General features: G+C 48.9%; 18 protein-coding genes and 1 tRNA gene. 12 read left to right on the top strand and 7 right to left on the bottom strand.

Annotated elements, in window-relative coordinates; all coding sequences use genetic code 11:
* Positions 1 to 48: 48 nt before the first annotated feature.
* Positions 49 to 1,500: a hypothetical protein gene (locus tag NX720_RS23415; protein WP_262597912.1), complete on the top strand. Its 1,452-nt coding sequence runs from the start codon at positions 49 to 51 to the stop codon at positions 1,498 to 1,500.
* A 64-nt stretch (positions 1,501 to 1,564) separates the two neighbouring features.
* On the opposite strand, the gene NX720_RS23410 is transcribed toward NX720_RS23415, so the two are convergent.
* Positions 1,565 to 4,339, bottom strand: coding sequence for an insulinase family protein (locus NX720_RS23410; protein WP_262597911.1), 2,775 nt, complete (start codon positions 4,337 to 4,339; stop codon positions 1,565 to 1,567).
* Positions 4,340 to 4,622: 283 nt separating this feature from the next.
* Positions 4,623 to 6,059 (bottom strand): aldehyde dehydrogenase family protein, encoded by a 1,437-nt coding sequence (locus NX720_RS23405; protein WP_262597910.1) that lies wholly within the window; start codon positions 6,057 to 6,059, stop codon positions 4,623 to 4,625.
* 95 nt (positions 6,060 to 6,154) lie between these two features.
* Between NX720_RS23405 and NX720_RS23400 the strand changes: the two genes are divergently transcribed.
* Together NX720_RS23400 and NX720_RS23395 are read left to right on the top strand one after the other, a co-directional pair.
* Entirely contained in the window at positions 6,155 to 6,484 is a 330-nt protein-coding gene (locus NX720_RS23400) for a hypothetical protein (RefSeq protein ID WP_262597909.1), read from the top strand.
* Between the two features lie 193 nt (positions 6,485 to 6,677).
* Positions 6,678 to 7,976: an inosine/guanosine kinase gene (locus NX720_RS23395; RefSeq protein WP_262597908.1), complete on the top strand. Its 1,299-nt coding sequence runs from the start codon at positions 6,678 to 6,680 to the stop codon at positions 7,974 to 7,976.
* 202 nt (positions 7,977 to 8,178) lie between these two features.
* Here NX720_RS23395 and NX720_RS23390 read toward each other — a convergent pair whose 3' ends face one another.
* Entirely contained in the window at positions 8,179 to 8,916 is a 738-nt protein-coding gene (locus tag NX720_RS23390; RefSeq protein WP_262597907.1) for a hypothetical protein, read from the bottom strand.
* Here NX720_RS23390 and pdxH point away from each other — a divergent pair.
* Positions 8,915 to 9,724, top strand: coding sequence for a pyridoxamine 5'-phosphate oxidase (gene pdxH / locus NX720_RS23385; protein WP_262597906.1), 810 nt, complete (start codon positions 8,915 to 8,917; stop codon positions 9,722 to 9,724). The two genes, NX720_RS23390 and pdxH, sit on opposite strands and share 2 nt — an antisense overlap.
* A complete protein-coding gene (locus tag NX720_RS23380; RefSeq protein WP_262597904.1) occupies positions 9,721 to 10,650 on the top strand; it encodes a DNA replication terminus site-binding protein in 930 nt (309 codons plus the stop codon). Before pdxH ends, NX720_RS23380 begins: the two co-directional genes overlap by 4 nt.
* Before the next feature lie 126 nt (positions 10,651 to 10,776).
* On the opposite strand, the gene NX720_RS23375 is transcribed toward NX720_RS23380, so the two are convergent.
* Positions 10,777 to 11,025 (bottom strand): GrxA family glutaredoxin, encoded by a 249-nt coding sequence (locus NX720_RS23375; RefSeq protein ID WP_262597903.1) that lies wholly within the window; start codon positions 11,023 to 11,025, stop codon positions 10,777 to 10,779.
* 145 nt (positions 11,026 to 11,170) lie between these two features.
* Between NX720_RS23375 and NX720_RS23370 the strand changes: the two genes are divergently transcribed.
* Positions 11,171 to 11,695 (top strand): hypothetical protein, encoded by a 525-nt coding sequence (locus tag NX720_RS23370; protein WP_262597901.1) that lies wholly within the window; start codon positions 11,171 to 11,173, stop codon positions 11,693 to 11,695.
* Between the two features lie 2 nt (positions 11,696 to 11,697).
* Here the strand turns inward: NX720_RS23370 and NX720_RS23365 are convergent, their stop codons facing one another.
* Positions 11,698 to 13,890 (bottom strand): tRNA(Met) cytidine acetyltransferase TmcA, encoded by a 2,193-nt coding sequence (locus NX720_RS23365; protein ID WP_262597899.1) that lies wholly within the window; start codon positions 13,888 to 13,890, stop codon positions 11,698 to 11,700.
* A 24-nt stretch (positions 13,891 to 13,914) separates the two neighbouring features.
* Positions 13,915 to 14,565 (bottom strand): peptidylprolyl isomerase, encoded by a 651-nt coding sequence (locus NX720_RS23360; RefSeq protein WP_404831027.1) that lies wholly within the window; start codon positions 14,563 to 14,565, stop codon positions 13,915 to 13,917.
* A 149-nt stretch (positions 14,566 to 14,714) separates the two neighbouring features.
* On the opposite strand from NX720_RS23360, the gene NX720_RS23355 reads away from it, so the two are divergent.
* Positions 14,715 to 14,791: transfer RNA gene (locus tag NX720_RS23355), tRNA-Pro, on the top strand.
* A 103-nt stretch (positions 14,792 to 14,894) separates the two neighbouring features.
* Here NX720_RS23355 and NX720_RS23350 read toward each other — a convergent pair.
* Entirely contained in the window at positions 14,895 to 15,281 is a 387-nt protein-coding gene (locus tag NX720_RS23350; protein ID WP_262597898.1) for a hypothetical protein, read from the bottom strand.
* 16 nt (positions 15,282 to 15,297) lie between these two features.
* On the opposite strand from NX720_RS23350, the gene NX720_RS23345 reads away from it, so the two are divergent.
* From NX720_RS23345 to NX720_RS23325, 5 genes are all read left to right on the top strand, one after another.
* The gene (locus tag NX720_RS23345) at positions 15,298 to 15,819 is read left to right on the top strand and encodes an ATP-dependent zinc protease family protein (protein WP_262597897.1); all 522 of its coding nucleotides are present in this window, start codon (positions 15,298 to 15,300) and stop codon (positions 15,817 to 15,819) included.
* Positions 15,820 to 15,823: 4 nt separating this feature from the next.
* On the top strand, positions 15,824 to 16,327 hold the full coding sequence (locus NX720_RS23340; RefSeq protein ID WP_262597896.1) for a ZrgA family zinc uptake protein: 504 nt from the start codon (positions 15,824 to 15,826) through the stop codon (positions 16,325 to 16,327).
* A 26-nt stretch (positions 16,328 to 16,353) separates the two neighbouring features.
* Positions 16,354 to 17,067: an ATP-binding cassette domain-containing protein gene (locus NX720_RS23335; RefSeq protein ID WP_262597894.1), complete on the top strand. Its 714-nt coding sequence runs from the start codon at positions 16,354 to 16,356 to the stop codon at positions 17,065 to 17,067.
* Entirely contained in the window at positions 17,061 to 18,242 is a 1,182-nt protein-coding gene (locus tag NX720_RS23330; RefSeq protein WP_262597892.1) for an ABC transporter permease, read from the top strand. The genes NX720_RS23335 and NX720_RS23330 overlap by 7 nt, the downstream gene beginning before the upstream one ends.
* Positions 18,243 to 18,433: 191 nt before the next feature.
* Positions 18,434 to 19,297 carry a hypothetical protein gene (locus tag NX720_RS23325; RefSeq protein WP_262597890.1) on the top strand — a complete coding sequence of 288 codons (864 nt, stop codon included), beginning with the start codon at positions 18,434 to 18,436 and terminating at the stop codon, positions 19,295 to 19,297.
* The last annotated feature ends 235 nt before the right edge of the window (positions 19,298 to 19,532 follow it).

Genomic DNA, 19,532 nt, shown 5'->3' with positions numbered 1-19,532 from the left:
ATCACTCAAAAATACTTTCAGTTATTTCTACACTCTTTTGGAGCAGTTATGACGCACAATATAAAGTATTTAAAAAAAAAAACCTTTACAGCACTCTGTTTTATTTTATTCTGTATAGTTTCTAACAGCACTCACGCTGTTTATTACAAGGTTACTAAATCCGATATCAGCTTTTTCATAGAACTTAGTACCATCGATTCGGACAGCCCCCTCAGACTCCCCGTCAATGATGTAAATGCGAGTTCAGACTTTACAATAGAGGAAATCAATTCCAACAATATAGCCGAGTTGCAAGAACAAGCGGTTTATAATCTTCGAGGAACGAGTCCTGATAGTTTCAATCACATAATCCAACACTTGAACTGTATTTATCAGACATTAAGCCATCCTAGATTTAGGCACATCTCAAACCAGATTTTTGAGGATGATAGCCATAGCCTTTACATCAACATAACAATAAACGATCACTCAAACATCAATGTTTCTGAGATAATGACCAGAGCTGCCGAAATTGCTGACCAGCAGGTTAATAGTGGAGCCTTCACCAGCTGGCATCCCAGACCCGGCGGAATAATGCATAATGGTAGCTATATAATCAGCCTTGCATTAACTACATCACTTCAAAGCACAGCCGATTCCAATAGGGCAGAGCCAATCAGCTCTCCTTTGGCCGGCATTGTTAACCATGCAGTGGATGCCTTTTCTCAGGAGATTCCCAGGGTCCCTATTTCCTATTTCTCAGTAACAAGAGCAAATGGTCGTAACACACAAAGAAGCCCGGTAATCGGCCTAAACTATATCCTGCCGGCTAATGAAGCTCTTTCTTCAACACAAAGGCAGGAGCTAATGAGAAGTGGTGGTGAATTTCTAACGCCAGAAACTGAAAATTACGCAAGGCAACGTTTTATTATTGCACATACCTTTCAGAATACAGAAGAATCCTTCAACCAAATGATGAGCAGAATGGAAACACTGCGATCGAATCTCCGCACTGCAGGAAACCATTTCACTCTGAGACCCTTTGACTTTTTTCCCTCAGATAATCGCAGACACCTGACAATTTACTTCATGCTGTATAACCTTATCCGCCCTGAAGAAAAAGCTGATGCAGTGCTCACCGTCAAAGGTCTTCGAAGTATAATAACCCCTAACTCAGGACTGAATACCGATAACACTATAATACTTGGCTGGCAGCGACCTATTTACTTATACGTCACTAATCCGTCATTAGGCGAAATTACACACCGGACTAATCCCGCAATGAGACTCATGACGTCTTTAATGAATGGTGTGACTACCATTTGGAGATTCATTGCTCAAATAGCCAACCCTATGAGCCAGACTACCTCTTCTGAAGAAGAAATAACCGAAGCAATTACAGAAAGACCTCAGCCAGAAGAAAACAGCCCTAACGGAACAAGTACTGAAGATCCACAACCACAGGAAAGCCCTGTCATTTATAGGCATCTCAATACCCGACAATTTTCCAACAAGGAATAGTTTCCATAACCTAAAGGGAGCCAGGCTGGTAAGTTCCAGCCTGGTGATCAGACAAAAAACAATATCAGCTGTCTTTCTGCTTGCCCTTTGAAGTAATCACAATCTGCCCCTGTTGTTTCAGCAGCTCAGCCATCGCCTGTTGGATATCCGCCACCTTAATGGTTTTCACCGCGTCAGCGATGTCCAGCAGATAATTGAAGTCCGCTTCATGACCATCGAGGCTTTGCCAGAATCGACCAGCGCGTTCATCCGGGTTGGTGTCGCGTTTGGTCAGGTCGCCAATCAGTCCCTGACGATACTCATCCAGTTCCGCATCAGTCAGTTTACCCAGACGCTGAACCTGCCCCGTTAGAAACTCGTCCACTCGCTGCTCAATACCTTTTGGTCCCAGCACAGGAGACTGTACGATAAACACCATTCCGGGATGACGCTCTACCGGACGGGCAGACGCATTAACAATGTACCCCAGCTGTTGCTCTGTCCGCAGTTGATTAAAGAACGGCGTTGCCAGCAGGCGTCCCAGCAATGAGTATTTTGCCCGCTCACGATTTTCCGTGGTATCAAACTGTATGTAATTAATATACAGAGCATCATTATGATCAAGGTCCAACGCTTCACGCAGACGTGCATCTTTCAGGACATTAAACGGCTGGTCGTAACGCTTACTGCGGTTACTGCCGTTCAGAACATAAGACTCCACCAGCTCACCCAGCTTCATAGCCTCACCGCGGGAGTGATTACCATAAATCAGCATACTGATATGCACAGCCTTGTAGAAGTCAGTGGCATACTGTTTCAAGTCAGCAAACGACACCGCTTCAGCCGCCGCCAGCACGTCTTCATCGCTGCGATAATTTGGATACAGTAACTGACTTACCCGATCCATACCCTGACGGTAAGGCGCTGCAAATGATTTGTTTCTGAGGTTGCGTACCAGTCGATTGCGTTCCTGCTCAAATTCCGCCTGATCCGGGCTGAACTGATCCATACCCTTCAGAATCATTTCCAACAGGTACGCCTGCTTGTCCTGATAACCTGACAGAGCAACCGTTAAGCCTTCACGACTGGTACTCAGCCCATAGTTCAGACCCGCTTCCTTGGCAGGATAACCGTATTCATTCAGGCTGCGGGACAGCAGGGTACGATACAGCGGCAGCAGCACCAGATCCTTTGTGGTTTCTGAAGCCTTTGGCGTAGAAATTTTCAAACGTACCGAAGCTCTAGGCACCTGAAAACTGCTGTCGGTCATGCTCCAGACATCCAGCCCTTGCTCACTGATAATCTGTGTGGGCTTGTCAGCTTTATCACTGGTACGCAATGTCAGGTCAGTAGCAATAAACTGGTTCGGAGCCGGAATGGTCAGACCTTTATGAACCTGTGGTTTGCTCAGGCGTTTAAGCAGCTCATCCGACAACGGCCTGATCCTGTACTGGGTGTCGAAATAAGGTTCAACCTGACTCGTCGGCAGCCCCTGGGCGATCACTGTCTGCCGAACATTGTCCGGCGTCATTTCTGCCATCAGGCGCTCAATCAGTTTCGGGTCAAACTCGTCGTAAAGGTAGGTTGAATTTAACAGGTCAGAAGCTGGCAGATAGTGCATACGTGACGCCAGAGTCGTGGCTGTCTGCTGTGGACTGCGCGCTTCCTGATAGCGAAAGCCCAGTTCTGCAATCTGACGGGTTTCATCATACAGCCATTTCTGAATGCCTTCCTTACGAATTAACGCCAGGTAATCAAATACGATTGCCGTAATCTCATCCACCTGTTTAAGCCCTTGCGGTGTCAGTTCCATACGAACATTAAAGCTGCCATACTCACCCGGCACATCATTGGGGTAAGCAGCAAGAGAGTCAATCAGCCCCTGCTCTTTCAACAGACTGTGCAGACTGCCCTCACCCTCATAGCCAACAATGCGGGCGAGGAAACCCATAGGCTTTTTGTGGTAGTACGGATGCAGACTTTCCATTGGAAAACTCAGTGACAACGCCCTGGTTTCTTTCAGGGGGACGATATTGATGCGAACCCCTAACTGGTCAGCCGCATAAGGCGGTACACCTATGTGAGTGTCCGGCTTGACTCCGCCGCCATCAGGTACATCAGCGAAGGACTCTTTCAGCCAGGCTTCAAGCTGGTCGGTGGTTTCACGACCGTAAACCACTACCCCCATACTGGGAGCGACATAGTAGGTATCGTGAAAGGCTTTCAAATCCTGCCACAGGGATTTACCATCGTCATTATTCAGGGTATCCAGATCACCAATGGTAAAGCGGCTTTTTGGGTGTTCCGGGTTCGAAGTGGCACTCTGTGCCATAAACAGACGCCAGCCATCTTCCTTGGCATGCAGACGATACTCCGAATCAACGGCGTTACGTTCCCGATCCACATAAGCCGGGTCCAGGGTCGGAGCCACAAAGAACTGAGCCAGCTGATCCAGAGCAGGCCTTAACTGTTCATTGTTGATATCAAAGTAATAATTGGTACGAACGTCGGCGGTGTAAGCGTTGGCACTGCCGCCATTGGCACGGATAAATTCAAAATAGCCATCCACTTCCGGGTATTTCTCATTCCCCATGAACAACATGTGTTCAAGAAAATGCGCCAGCCCCAGCCGGTTATCCGGATCCTGAAAGCTGCCGACATTAACATCGACAGCAGCAGCCGATTTGTCGGTGTCAGGGTTCGATATCAGAAGAGCCTTAAGCCCGTTTTCCATAACGACATAGCGATAATCCCGGTTATCTACCGGACTTTTCACCACTGTGGCTAATTGAGCGCTCGCTGCTTTTGATGATTCCACTTTAAATGTCGTCACTTCCGTTGTATCTCGTTCAGTAGTCACTGTGCATCCACCTGTCAGCACGGCTGCCAACGTTCCAGCGGTGAGCGTGGATACCAGAGACGCGTACTTTCTTGTCATAAATTTTTTCCATACCTGATCAAAAGGTTATGAAGCCTGTTCTGATTATGCCTGTAACTGAACTGGAAGTAATAACGAAATATCAGCACAGGCATAGCTGCCAGAATAAGCTAGCCGATGAACTGGAATAATGAAACGTTCAGAATATATTCTGTCAGCTCATACGTATGAACACAGGCAGGGATAACAGAGGTTTACACGGGTTTTACAGTTCCGGGCTGTGAACGACCATCATTTTATTCACCTGCATTTCACTGAAGGTATGAAAGATGCCCCCCACTCCCAGGCCCGACTGCTTCAAGCCGGCAAACGGCATACCATCGCTACGGAAAGCGGTATGCTGATTCACCATGATGGCCGAAGCATCGAGTCGTTTATAAGCACGCAGAATCGTTGGCTGATGCTCAGAAAACACCGCCGCCTGAAAGGCAAATGGCAAACGGTTAGCCTGTTCAATGGCATAATCCAGCGTCTCGTAATCGTAGACGCATACCACGGGGCCAAATATCTCCTGCTCACTCACTCTGGCATCCACAGGTGGGTTATGAATAATAGTGGGCGCATAACCGGTCCGCCCAACCCGCCGCCCCCCACAAACAATGGTTCCACCGCCTGCGCGGGCTTCGTTCACCCAGGCTTCCACCCGGTCAACTTCTGCCGGTCGAATCAATGGCCCAACATCGGTGTTATCCAGCAAAGGGTCCCCAACGGTCAGATCATCGGCCGCCTTTTTCAGCCCCCGCAAAAAAGCCTGACTAATGGATTGATGCACATACACCCGTTGACTGGAAACACAGACCTGCCCGGCATGATAAAACCCACCTTTAGCAAGAGCACGCACCGCCAGATCAACATCCGCATCGGCCGCAACGATCACCGGTGCAGCTCCGCCATGCTCCAGAGCACAGCGGGTGCCTGCCGCCAGTTTGGAACGCAGTGACCAACCCACTCTGGCACTGCCAATAAAAGAAAAGAAGCCTACCCGTCTGGCTGTCACCAGGTGCTCTGCCACCGCAAGGCTTTCAGGTATCAATACCTGCAACCACTCGGGCGGTAAGCCCGACTCATGGAACAGTTTTGCCAGATGCCAGCAGGACAGCGGTGTATCATCAGCGGGCTTGACAATAACCGGGCAGCCCGCTGCCAAAGCAGGCCCGACCTGATGAACAATCAGATTGAAAGGATGATTAAAAGCACTGACAGCCACCACCACGCCAACTGGTTCTTTTGTGGTGAATGCCAGATGGTGACGGGTAGCTCCTGTACTGTTTACGACAGGCATTGAACCACTGTCGTTACGCATACAGTCGATGCACAGTTTGATGCCATCCATGGCGCGGCTGATTTCAATTCGTGAGTCCACCAGCGGTTTACCACCTTCCGCAGCCGCCTGCCGCGCCAGGTCTTCCTGCTGCCCGGAAAGGCGATGTAACAGACGACTGAAAATGTCTATACGCTGATCCAGGGGCAACCAGCTGTCCCGGTTACGAAACAGGCCACAGGCTGTGGTCAGAGCCTGCTCTACATGGCGACTGTCGCCTGTTGCCAGCCTGCCAATCTCAGACAGGTCAAATGGGTTGTATACATTCAGTGTTCCAGCCGGAGGCTCAGCGCCGGGAATCAGTAAAGGTAAAGTATCCATTATTGTTGCTCCCCATCAATTGAAGTTATGTTTCTCTGTGCCATCGCCTATTGTCTGCTATGCTCGACGCACACAAAATAATCAGAAGCGCTCGTATGAACCACGATCAAAATAATGATAACCTCTGGGACGCAATTAACCGCATAGAGATCAGCGTAAAAAACTCACAGAACGACATAAAAAAACTGTTCCTGCACAGCGCACGACAGGAAATCACCAGCGAAAGACTCGATAAAAACCTCACTGAGCTGCAAGTCGTTGTCGCAGGCATAGCCAGTGCAACCGCAGCTGGATTTGCGGAGAATCGTGAACGTTTAGACCAGCAGGGTGCTGACATTCGTGGAATTAAGGAAGAGATTAAAGGGCTTAACACTCGATTCGACCAACTTGAACTACTCATTCGGCAGGCCCTGCCCAACCACTAACACACCACAAATTAAATGCCTCCAGGCCAACAGTCATAAGGAGGCTGAAACCGATTATTAGCAGTATACTGTCGACCATCGGACAGAAGAAATTTCACAAAATTACTCTGCTTCGGTAAGAACGGCTGGAATTTATACAACTTTTAATGAATAATCCGCGCCCTCTCCTTTACAGTTGTTTTATCCCGCTGCTATGAAGTTTCCCGGCCGCCGTAAAATCAAGCACTACTTTCCCGTCAACGCTGACAACCGCTTTGACCGTGAAAGCACCACCTTCGGGCATGTTAATACCTACGTCTGTGGCATCGACCAGAACATGGTCGACATCTATGCTCATGTAGACGACTCAGTTCTGGCTGACTTTGGTCTGACCAAAGCGGCTTCACAATGGGTTGATAATGACACTGCCAACCGCCTGTACAGCTTCCTGCAACAGTCCGGCACCATTGATAGCCAGTATGCGGGTGGAACCATTGGCAACACTCTGCATAACTACTCCATTCTGGCCGACGACCGCTCCGTTCAGTTTGGGGTCATGAGCCAGAATATCCGGGTTGGTGACTATGCCTACGGGTATCTGTGCAATACCAGCAGCAAAGTCGATATGGCCTATCTGCAACCGGTAGAAGGCGCTATCGGACGCTGCTACACACTGATTACGCCAGATGGAGAGCGCACCTTTGCCATCAGCCCCGGCTCAATGAACGACCTGAGTCATACGTTTATTCCGGAACAGGTGATTACCGGCAGTTCAGCTCTGGTTCTGTGTGCCTATACCCTGGGCGACGACAGCCTGCCGATTTATCATGCCACCCTGAAAGCTGCGAAAGTTGCCAGCGACCATGGCATTCCTGTGGCGCTCACCCTGGGTACCAGTATGCTGGTTGAAAATATCCGTGAACCTTTAAAGCAATTTATCCGTGATCATGTCACCCTGGTGGCCATGAATGAGGAAGAAGCACAGGCGCTGACCGGAGCAGCCGACCCGTTACTGGCCTGCGAAGCCGTTCTGGACCTTGCTGATATGACGTTACTGACTGCCGGACCAGAAGGGCTTTATCTGTGCGGCTATACCGAAATGGCTCTGGCGCGGGAAACTGACAACCCTATTCGCTCTGCCGGGATCAGTGACTTCAACCGCTTCGAATTCAGCCGGCCTTTGCGTCGTGCCGATTGTGATGAACCGATGAAAGTCTACTCCCATATCAGTCCCTATATGGGGGGGCCGGAAAGAATCAGAAACACCAACGGTGCCGGTGACGGCGCTTTGTCGGCGGTGATTCATGATATTGCCGCTAACCATTTTCATCGTGAAGTCCTGCCGACCTCAGGAAAACATGAGCGGTCATGGCTGACGTATTCGTCGTTCTCCCAGGTTTGCAAATATGCCAACCGGGTCAGCTATGAAGTGCTGGCACAGAGTTCTCCACGTCTGTCACGGGCTTTGCCGGAACGTGAAGATTCACTGGAAGAGAGTTATTGGGAAAGGTAGGTTTATTGATACCCTCTTTGCGTAGAAGGCAGAAACAGAAAGATTTCTGCCTTTACAGAATTGCCAGTGATTACCACTGAGGGGAAATAACATAACAGCACCTCCGTCATTCCCGCACAGGCGAGAATCTACCACAGCAGTGGATCCCCGCCTGCACCGGAGATGAGGATGGGGTATTTTTCTCTGCCACGTCACTAAAGAGCTATATGGACAAGAATATAAAAAGCGTCACCCAGCCCAAAAGAACACCGAACCCTATATTCATGCTTTGAGAAGAAATCCATTCCTGAGGATTTTCACTAATAGAATTGATGAATGTTTCCAGTTCTTTTTTATCCGTACCACCATTGATTAATTTCAGCAGATCGCCAAAAGCCTTATAGTACCTGGACTCTGACTGCGGCTTATACGCTAGTGCTATTTCTATCCAATGAAAATACGGCAAGTACTCGTCCGTCACCTCCATTGTTAACAATGAATCCGACTGCTGGCGCATATGACCAATGAGGTGAGCGGTGAAGTGGGGATTCAAAAACGCCATTTTAACAAGATACTCATCCGATATTTTGTTTGTCCTGAGGGCATATTCCAGGCTACCCAATTCGTGTATCAGCATCGCAAACAGTTGGCGATTTAAGGAGGTATCTTTCATTGCCTTTAGTTTACAAAAGACTGGGAATTCGACCAGAAAATTTTCAAAGTGATTAAGGGACTGCTCTTTCCTTTGTTTTGCCAATGCGTTGCTTGGTATGAAAACAAAATTATTACTGTCTATTTTATGCCCCACATGTATCTCGGCCTCATACACTTCCGTCACTGACGGCCAGAACTGATCAAATGATGACGATGAGCATTCACTGCCTGCTGCCCGGGTAAAGAGTGTGGGCAGCCACAACAATACTAAACATAAAAAGTTACGGACGAGTTTAAGCTGACTCATGAAATACGCCCTTTTTATAGTCTGGAAAACCGACAGTTACTATAGTCAACTATCCAGAAATCATGACAAGAAGAAAAAGCCTGCCGGTATCAGTCCATCGTTTATTGCATCCGGCAGCTGTTGTACAATTCCACACAACGAAGACACAAATCCTCACAGAAGTACTAACATGGATATCAGCAACCTTCGCGAGAATTACACTCAGTCGGGCCTTGACAAAGAAGACCTGAACAGCGATCCGGTGGAACAGTTCAGCCTGTGGTTTCAGCAGGCACAGGAAGCACAGCTGCCGGAACCCAACGCCATGAGTATTGCCACCGCCACAGCAGACGGTGTTCCCAGCCTGCGAACCGTCCTGTTGAAATACTTTGATCAGTCGGGATTTGTTTTCTTTACCAATTATTCCAGCAACAAATCCCGGGAGATTTCCGAAAACCCTCACGTTGCCCTGATGTTCCCCTGGGTTACTCTTGAGCGTCAGGTGGTTATTAAGGGTACAGCCGAAAAAATATCCAAGGCAGAATCCCTGAAGTATTTCACCAGCCGGCCCCATGGCAGTCAGCTGGGTGCCTGGGTTTCCCATCAGAGTTCAGTCATTACGGGTCGCAAACTACTGGAACTGAAACTGGATGAAATGAAGCGTAAGTTCAAAGAAGGCAAAGTCCCCCTGCCAGACTTCTGGGGCGGCTATCGGGTGGTGCCACAAACCATTGAGTTCTGGCAGGGGCGACCAAATCGTCTGCATGACCGTTTCCAATATGCCCGAACAAACGACAAAGGCTGGGTTATTGAAAGGCTGGCACCATGAGCAGAAAAACGGCGGCCAGAATGGCCGTCAGGGATACCCTGATTGAACTGGTTGATTCCAATCGCCAGTTCCGGGAAGCGGTTCTGAATGATCACGAGCTTCCCGCCTGGGTCATGCAGGAAGACGACGCTGATGCCCTGAATGAGCAAACACTCTATGAACAAAAACGGGATGACCGGACACTGGCAGCCAGTATCACCAGTCGCCTGACCTACAGCTCGGAACAGAATAAACAGGAAACAGCCCGACTTCCCGGCATCATTGGTATTTCGGCCAGTTCTCTTGCCCTCGGGCAACAGTTAAATCAGGCAAAAGACCAGTTCAAGACAGCGATGGGGGAATATCGCCAGCTTTACGGTGATGATATTGCAGCCATTGAGGAGACATCTGACCAGCTGAGAGACGGAGTGCTGGGAGGGCTGCAAATTCAGCATATTCACTTTGTGCAGAGTTACCGGCAACTGAAACTGTTTCAGCAGCCACCCAGGCGAATCCGTTTCAGCTGGGCTGCTAACCACAGTGGCACCGTTCGATTAACATCGGTAGAAGCCATTGAGCATCTGCGTAAGAAATATATGGCATCCGCTGCCATTGAACGCGATATCACATTACTGGAACAGTTGCCCGGATCGGAAATCGTGGTGATTAAACGACTGCTGGCACCTCACCTGCGGGCAAACCTGAAATGGTCAGATACGATTGAGGCAGAGCGCCGGATGAATCCGGATGCGAAAAAACAGTATCCCGGACAGATCAATACGCCACTTCCGGTTTTTGTGCAGCTGGAAAAAGGGCAACCCCTGCCGGAATTCAAGCCAATCAAACCATTTGACCCGATGACACGACAGGAACGTTTACAACGCAGCGACGCACGGCTGGTGCGGATCAGTGACAATCCTGTATCGCGTATCTATCGCTACATTTGAGGCTTTTAGCTCTTGGCTTCTGGCTGTTAGCTGTTAGCTGTTAGCTGTTAGCTGTTCATACAGTCATCAACCAATAGCCAATAGCCAATAGCCAATAGCCAATAACGATATTTTCTAAGCTACCCTTCAGGCGTCAGCCAGTTCATCCCTCAGGTAGGCTTCCAGGTCAGTACAGCCACCAATATACTTCTGCCCATGAAAAATCTGCGGCACGGTTTCAACTGGCTTGCCTACGGTTTTTTCCAGATCAGCCTTGCTGATCCCTTCAGCATGAATATCAACATAGCGAAAAGGCAGTTGTCGATCTTCCAGCAGCTGTTTGGCACGAACACAAAAACCACAACCCGGACGCCCAAATACGGTAAAACGACTCATTGAATAACTCCTGATGTATGAATCTGATCTTGTGGACGAACTATATGATGATTGCTGCCACGGCGACAACAGGAATTTTCGATACGCTTCATTGAAGCTTTCTAATTGACTTGATACGCTGATCAAAACCACAAAGGACACACCGATGCCAAGGACAGGTTTAATCGGCTTGCTGCTTTCCCCCCTCTCCCTGACTGTCATAGCCTCTGATTTGCTGGACCTTGCCCATAAAGCAGGTTTCGACCGCTGCGATGCAGCCATTGAAACCGAGTTCAGCGATATGGCAAGGGTTGGTAATGCTGTGGCGTCTACGGGCTATTTTAATGACCGCAGTTTTAATGTCATGGCGACCTGGGGCAATGACCGGGACAGTGTCTGGAAAAACACCACCTTTATAAAGTTCGGTCGCAACTGTCTGGCGTACAGTGTCGTCAATACCACCTTTAAAAACAGCTGCGCGACCTTTATAGAAAAAAACCCGGAATGGACAATCATCAGAGAACAGAAAGACTTTATCTGGACCCGTAACGCTGGCGGCGTAAACGCCATTCTTAAATCCCTGCCCAATGATGTCTGTGCCATTAACTATCGCATTCATCAAACATACGACAGTAGTAGTTCTTCAGTCACCAGTAAACGACCCGTTAGTGATAAAAAGAACGGTGGCTGACGTTAGTGTTTCAAAGCGGTTTCCAGTTGCCCAACACAGCTCCGGAGATGAACCAGAACCTGCTTTTTACCGGCCAGTCCTTCGTATTGCGCCAGATTGCTCCAGCTCTGCTGCTGCAACACTTTCATAATTAATACCCGCAAAGCCTGTTCACCGTTATTAAAGTCGCTATCAGCACAAACCAAACTTTTTAACAGTAATTTTCGAATTGCAGGCAAACAGCTTTCAAACAGACGCTGCCCACGGCTGAAAGAGGCGATATCCTGCCAGTCCCGCTCAGACAGGTCAGCAGAACTGAAGTCACTGGCACCACGGAATAACTGTCTGACCAGCTCAGCCTCCATTACTTTAAGGCTTTCGGGCAGCTGTAGCAGAAAGTTATCGAAAAAACGGGAACGGGCTTCCACCTGCAGTTCATTGCCTGCTTCTGACAGCGACTGCAACATCATCAACGAATAACAACCACTGGCAGCCTCTCTCTGCAAACCGGTTCGCACCGGCTGATACCCACTGTTCTGCCAGAAATTCAACAGGCCGGAAGTAGCGCCAAAGCTGGTTCCCAGATAATCAAACCCTTTATCATGGGCAGATTGTGCCAGGCAGTTCAGCATTTCGGCTCCCAGCCCCTTTCTGTGGATAGCCGGATGAACAGCAATCCTCAAGACCCGTAACCCTTTTTGTCTGATCGCCTCGGGAATCCCGGCATGGTTACTCAATGACTGAGGAATCAGGTGACCCCGTACCCGTCGTTGCCCCAGCCAGATCGATTCCTGCATAGACGTATCAATCGCTCCTTCTCTTGCCGCCAGAACCGTCCCGACCAGATGACCCTGATAGAGAAGACCATAAACTTCTATATTCGGGCCATCTAAAAAATGTCGTAAGTCAAACGGTCGGGTCCGGTAATGAGCCAGCGCCAGCAGCCCAAACACCTGAGCCACCATCGACTCATTCTGCACTAACTGGTCACGGTCAAAACAAACCCATTCACACTGTTCAGCGGTGGCACCTTCAACCTGATGGTCTTCCGCAGGTCTGGCATCCAGCAACAGGCTCGAAAAAACCAGCTGTTCCAGCGGGTCATGGTCTGCCCAGCGAATCGCCTGCCTGATAGACAAAGCTCGCCATTTTGGTGCTATGGTATCCAGCTTTTTGCGAAAACGTATGGCAAAACCACGTCCGGTGCCTTCATAACCGTGAATAGTGGAAGAAAAGACGATGCGCGACTGCTGTCTGAGTAGAGACTCCAGCAAAGGCACAGGCAATGCCGCTGCTTCATCCACCAGCATCAGGTCACAGTCAACCGGGTTACCGACAATTTCGTCAGGTGCCATAAACTGAATCGACTTATCCTGCCACTGGACCCTTCCCCCGGAAAACGTACCTCTGGAAAGGCAGGTATTCTCAAGGCATTCCCCAGCGTGCTGAAACACCTGTTCAGTCGATGCCAATGATGGCCCTGTTACCACAATCCGCTTTAATCCATGAGTCAGAAGCTGTGCGGCGGCAATTCCCAGGGCTGCGCTTTTACCTCGTCCGCGGTCGGCCGTTAGCACCAATGGACGACGGCGATGACCTGTTGCCACCTTTTTGATGGCCTCCACCGCCTGAGCCTGCTCCAGTGTTTGACAATAACCATGCCCATCCGACGCTTCTGACTCTACGTTGAGGTTAGGTAATGCCGACCAGGCCGGTTCTTTATTCTGCTGAATCAGACTGCAATGTTCAGATTCAGTCAGCAACTTTGCCAAACGCTGGATATACCTTCCTGTTACCCGGTTCTTAGTTTCCGGATAGACGGTTATACGACGATGCTCCGGATCTTCCAGCTGGCTCCACTGGGCCAGCTCCGGAATCAGCAGAAACATCACACCGCCGCCTTTAACCACACCACTGATAGCACCAAAAGCATCAACATCAAACCCGGACCAGGCGTTAAACACCACAAATTGCCGTTCACGGCCTAACCATTGTGACGCTTTAGCAGCCTGAATGGCAGGTATGGTTTCTGGCGCACCTTTGCCCAACCAGAGGCCTAACCAGGGGCTCAACCATAGCCCCTGCTCTTCCGACAGGTAAGGCAGCCATTCGTGTACGCTATGCAGGCACCAGTCCTGTTCACCACTGAGCACTATCAGCTCACGATGGTTGAGCTGAGCCAGACGGTTTAACCGTTGTTTAAATAATTCCTTCACCGTTTATTTCTCATGCCCGGCATTTTATTTTACCGGGGGCTCATTCTTATCGGCTGCCTGAACCCGATCGGCTTTGATAATAAAAACTGGCTCAACGGGTACATCACTATGTCCCGCTTTACGTCCGGTTCTTACTTTGGCAATGGCATCCACCACATCCATGCCTTTAACTACATGACCAAAAACCGCATAGCCGGGCTGCCCTGTCCGATAGTTCAAACTGTTGTTATCTTCCAGATTGATAAAAAACTGCGAGGTCGCGCTGTGGGGTGCAGAGGTTCGGGCCATAGCAATGGTGCCGCGCCTGTTGGCAAGCCCATTGGATGATTCGTTATATATAGGGGCTTTGGTCGGCTTCTGGGTCATGTTTTTGTCCATGCCACCGCCCTGAATCATAAAACCATTGATGACCCGGTGGAAAATCAGGTTGTCATAGAAACCTTCGTCCACATAGCGCAGAAAGTTTTTGACCGTCACCGGCGCACGCTTCTCATCCAGCTGGAGAACGATATTACCTTTACTGGTTTCCATCTGAACCTGCACAATATCCTCTTTATTTTTGTTCTCAGAGGGTACTTCTGGACTGGCCGTCACACCATTAGCCATAAACGCTATAGTCAGGGCCATTGAAAACGGCAGCAGCTGGTTCCCCAATCGGTTCAGCAATGTTCGCATAATGCATCCTTAGTTACAGTTCATGAGTTCGGCTATCCTACGTGATTACTGCGCCAAGGCAAATAACTGCCATAAGGCTTGCAATTAACCGCTGGAAAGGTAATATACAGACCGCTGACGGCAATTACTCATGCCGTCTGGCAAAGGTTCGGAGCGTAGCGCAGCCTGGTAGCGCACCACAATGGGGTTGTGGGGGTCGGAGGTTCAAATCCTCTCGCTCCGACCAATATTTTCAAGCCTTACAGCGTAAGCAATCACTTCTCAAGAAATCCATTCTACTTTTCTACAGAGCCTCCCTCGCAATCCTTTCAGCCAAACGAGGATAAGCCTTACTCAACCTTGCTGAATTGATCTCTAACATAACCTCTGCTTCCGGCATTAACCTCCCCCTGATAATAATGACCAAGTCGTGCCGCTCTTTCCATTACTTCCCGCTCCCAGGGGCCAAGGGTAATGGCCTGCACCAGCGAACGATTAAACTCTTCATCAATCTGCCTGTGACGCGCTTTGGCTTCGACCAGAAACATCCAGCCATAAGGCCAGGCCGGACGTAATGCTACCGCTTTACGTATCAGATCCAGTTCGTAATATTCAGGTTCAGCCAGGCTGGCACCAGCCTCAACAAATTGTGGATATCGATCATTGTTGTTATTACCACATTCAAAGATGAAGACGTTAAATTTCGAGGGTGATACCCGATAAGGATTAACAGGCACTGTCGGATAATTACCTGTGAACAGACAAGCCCCCTTTATAACCCTGCTGTTTTTTATGTTCTGCCTGATGGAAGCCCTGTCTTTGCGGGCTATGGCATCCTGCTCATGTCCAGAAAAAATGGTCGTGTTCGGCACTTACGAAATAGCCACACTGGTCAATATTCAGAAAATGAAGGTCGCAGCGCTGATTGACAGCGGCGCTACGACGACAGCGCTTGATGCCCGCAATATAAAAATGTACATCAACCGCAAAGGGCGGCGCTGGGTCTACTATGACTTCTATCATAAGCCGACGGGCGAAACGGTGTCCATGCACCAGCCAGTCAGTCGGATCGCACGAGTCATCACCCATTCCGGGAAACCCTCTGAACGGGCAGTGGTTAAAAATACCGTCAGCATAGGGCCCACCAGCCGTTATCTGGAGGTGTCGCTGATCAATCGCAGCAACTTCCCACAACAGCTTCTGATTGGCGCAAACTACCTGAAAAAAACCGCCCTGATCGATTCGGGCAGAAGCTATCTGCAGAGCGGGGAATAATGATATGAAACGCTGTGTTTCAACAATGCTGAGCGCTGTCTTATTGATAGTTGCTGCCGCAAACGTTCAGTCTGAAATAGTGCTTCACCGTGCGGTAGAACCTGCACAGATTATTGTTGATGTCTCTCTCAAAAAGGAAAACCTGACCCTGTTCATCAGCATACCGATATTGTCAGTGGCTCATCTCACCGCACAAACTGATTATAAGTCCCTGACACAACAGCTGCGCCAGTCCACCTCTCTTTGGGAAACTCCGGTAAAAGCCCGGTGCTCGCCAGTTAACCACCGACTGTTTATTACCAGTCAGCCGGACTCGAATGATACCAGTGCCATAGAAGGTTTTTTTGATTTCAACTGTAAAGAGCCAGAACAACTTCTCACCATAACGCCAAGGCTGGCAACCGTCCTGCCCGGTCTGAAAGTCATAAACCTCTGGGTTACCACGGATCATTGGCAACACAAAAAAAACCTTGTACTGCCTGACGGCATAATCCAACTGACTCCCTGATACAAGCGTTACGGAAGACTGCATAAATGAACAAGACACTCGCCGTTGATATCAAAGACCTTCAGGTGAAGATTAAAGAGCGGACTTGCCTGGATATTCCTTCTCTGGAGATAGAAGAAGGCGAAACCGTAGTACTATTTGGTGAGAATGGTGCAGGTAAAACCACTCTGCTCAAAGCTCTGTCGGGGCTGATTCCAGTCAAAGCCAGCTGTCTGGAAATATTAGGTCAGGATTTTTTGTCTATTCCCCAAAAAAAAATTGACCAGCTCCGTGCTGATTACATTGGCTATGTCTTCCAGAACCTCTATTTAATCCCATACCTTACCGCGCTTGAAAATATCCTGCTTCCCTGCGGCTTCTCCCGCAAAAAGAAAGAAAACGTATTAAAGAGCAGTATATCCGCTGAATACGAAGCTTATATGTTAATGGCCCGGTTAAAGTTTGAAGACCCCCTGAGGTTGCGCCATAAAGCCGACCAACTCAGCAAAGGGTTACAGCAGAGAGTGGCGGTGGCACGGGCTCTTATCGGAGGCCCAAAGCTGATTCTCGCTGATGAACCCACCTCAGCGATGGGAAGTTATAGCAAAAAAATTGTTTACAAATTGCTCATTGAGTATGCAAAGGAGCATGGCAGCACACTGATCTGCATCACCCACAACAAAGAAGCTGACCGGTACTTCGACAGACAGGTGAATATGAAGGATATCAACAAATCAGCGGAGAGCAATCCTTTATGGTAATTCTCCAGATCACCCGCAAAAGCCTGAACCGTCGCAAAGTCAAAGCAGCCATTGCCTTAGTAGCGCTGGCCTGTAGTATCAGTCTGGTTTTACTGCTGGTGCATTTAAAAAACAATCTGGCACTTTCCATTGAGCGAGTAACCAACAAGGCAGACCTGATTGTCGGTGCTCCGGCCCAACCCACTCATCTCGCATTGTTCGGATTACTCCATATCGGAAGCCCACCCCCGCCCTTTTCAGCATCGCTGTTCGAAACCCTGAAAAGTCATGAAGAGATTCGTACTGCAATACCCTTTAGCATGCTGGAAAGCCATCGGGGTATCACCATTACCGGCACAACCCAGGAGCTGTTTCAACATCTGGCACCCGATGAATCCGAACTCTTTGAACATGGCCAGGGTTTTATCGAGTCTGAGAGCATTGTTCTTGGGGCGACTCTGGCAGAAAAGACCGGCTACAAAGTGGGTGAATACATGACGATCGCCGCCGGTTCAGAACCCTCTTTTAAAGATGAATATCCGCAACATTTTAAAGTGACGGGAATTCTGTTGCCCACCGACAATGTGATAGACAACAGCGCATTTGCACCCATAGACACCTTAATGGCAATCCGACAGGAACGGGGGATGAAAACAGGACAGGACATCAACCTGATTCTGCTGACATTACATAACCGACAGGCACTGTTACCCATGCAAAACCTGATCAGAGAAATGAACCCGCAGGCTGTGGAGGTGATTATCCCGTCTCATGAGCTGGATTTTATTCGCTATACCGGCAACCAGCTGGTCAACCTGATGCTTGGCATTGTGATCATTACCCTGTTAATGGCACTGATCGCCGTATTTTTCAGTGTCAGCAGCAGCCTGGCTGAGCGCAGGTATGAAATTGAGACATTGAGAATGCTGGGCGCAAGAACCCATCAGATGATCATGATCGGACTGCTGGAACCCGTTCTGATTATTATGGCGGCTTCGATATTGGGATTTGGGTTGTTCTGGATAGGGACGAAGGGGCTGGAATACAGCTTGCCAGATATCTGGAAGGGGTGGGTGGCAGGACATTCCGTGTCACTGCAAGAGGTCGGAGTACTCTTAATTCTGGTGATGGCAGGAACGGCGATATCTGCTATTCCCGCCTGGATAACCCTCGGGCAATGTACCCGTCTTAAATAGTCGGGTATGACTGCCTGTCGATACTCTTGTTCACTCTCTTATACGTCAACATTCAAGTACCTTGTTTTAGGTACAGGCAACTCCATCGATCAACAACTATATTGTTAACTGTCAGTTGTAATATGCTCCTTTGTTTAAAAGCGCGCATATTAAACTCACTGAAAGCTCTTATTTTTCAGAGGACTTCTTGAATGAATAACAGCTTTGTTGCCAATGCTATGAATAAGGCTGTACAGAACTTTCTCAGTGAAAATGCAACACTGGGGGATTCAATTCAGCGCCCAGGTCAGAAGAGTTTTACCAGCGACAATGTCGACGCAGTAAAGCACGCGCAAGAGGGTTATCACCGTGTGAAAAAAGCGGCTGACTTCATCTTCTCATTTCGAAGTTTCTGCAGACAGGAAGGGTATAATGAATATGAGACAGGCCGGTATCTCTCAAGCCTTTCTGCGACCCCTGATTTTCAGGGGTGCGCCTGCAACCCCGCTGAGTGCTCCGCACTCGCTGTCTATTTTACCCTGAGGGCAAAAAACCTGGATCAGGTAAATATCGCTATTGTTCTTGATCCGGAAAATGTGCAGAACAGGCAAGTACTTCACGAGTTTGTCATTATTGGTGAGGTGACTGGCGAAGCAACGGCGGTGTCCTTTCTCCTGAAAGACGTAGACAGTTTTTTGAGCAGCAACCTGCTAGCGCAGTCTGACCCTCCCTGGGTGATTGATGCCACACTCGACCTTGCCTGTCCACTGGTAGATTATCCTCAACAGCTTGGGAACGCTATCTCCAAAATAACCCATGAGGGCGACGTTTTGTCGAAGGTCAGACCCCCCTTGGGAAAAGTGCATCACCTTGGAGACAGAACATTAAGGCGAATGGGTTCCGAGCGTGCCAATAAACTATTGCACTTGTACCAGTTTGGCCAGGAGGTGGAACCCATGGCTATGTATAACCTTATTTATGCTGGCAAGGTGGTTGCGATTGAAGTTACACCCGGATCGAAAAGAATTGAAATATCTGAAAACGATGGTTTAATCAGTTCCGGAACTTTTTTCTAAAAAACCGCCCGTCACGCCTTCGATCTTTACAAAACATTTATAATTCATCTGGCAAAAAAGGCATGAATACCTTTGAATGCTAATTTGAAATATTTGAATCATGACATTCAATGGCGCAGACACCACGCCACGACACGAAAGAAACAGGCAGGGGCACGAAATAAAAAACCAACCGGCTAGGTAGGTTCCGCAAAAAAAAGAACAGATTTAAACTTCCGCAGATCATAACACAGAT

It is taken from the genome of Endozoicomonas euniceicola (assembly GCF_025562755.1).
Taxonomy (GTDB): domain Bacteria; phylum Pseudomonadota; class Gammaproteobacteria; order Pseudomonadales; family Endozoicomonadaceae; genus Endozoicomonas_A; species Endozoicomonas_A euniceicola.
Note: the sequence above shows the minus strand (reverse complement) of the source record. Positions and strands in the feature narration are given on the sequence as shown.